Annotated in this window: 1 protein-coding gene; it reads right to left on the bottom strand. The window is 44.0% G+C overall.

Annotation, left to right across the window (positions count from 1 at the left end; genetic code table 11):
• On the bottom strand, nucleotides 1–336 hold a 336-nt coding region (locus tag ACRHOZ_RS20855; RefSeq protein ID WP_431130176.1), incomplete at both ends, for a family 20 glycosylhydrolase.

Genomic DNA, 336 nt, shown 5'->3' with positions numbered 1-336 from the left:
CCAAGGCCACCATTCTAGGGAAAGTCATAAAGTCCACCCAAATATCTGAATCAAACTTTTCAGTCGAGAGATTTCCCTGGATTCCTTTGATGAGTTTAGTCTCCTTATCCGAAAAATCATGGGTGCTTTCTGGATACCCATAAACATCTTCCAACGTACCAAACCCATCCCAACGTCTGCCATTTTCATGGGAATCGTGCTGTACAAAATCAAAATAGAGCGGAATTCTGGGACAGAGCACTGTTGGGTAAGCCTTGTCCAAGGATTTTTGCAATTGATCCTTCTTATCATGCCGCCACCAATACACCACGGAACTTTGGTTGGAGACGTCGGATT

Origin of the sequence: Flagellimonas flava, assembly GCF_050617915.1 — a bacterium.
Taxonomy (GTDB): Bacteria; Bacteroidota; Bacteroidia; order Flavobacteriales; family Flavobacteriaceae; genus Flagellimonas; species Flagellimonas flava_A.
This window is presented reverse-complemented; position numbering and strand designations above follow the sequence as displayed.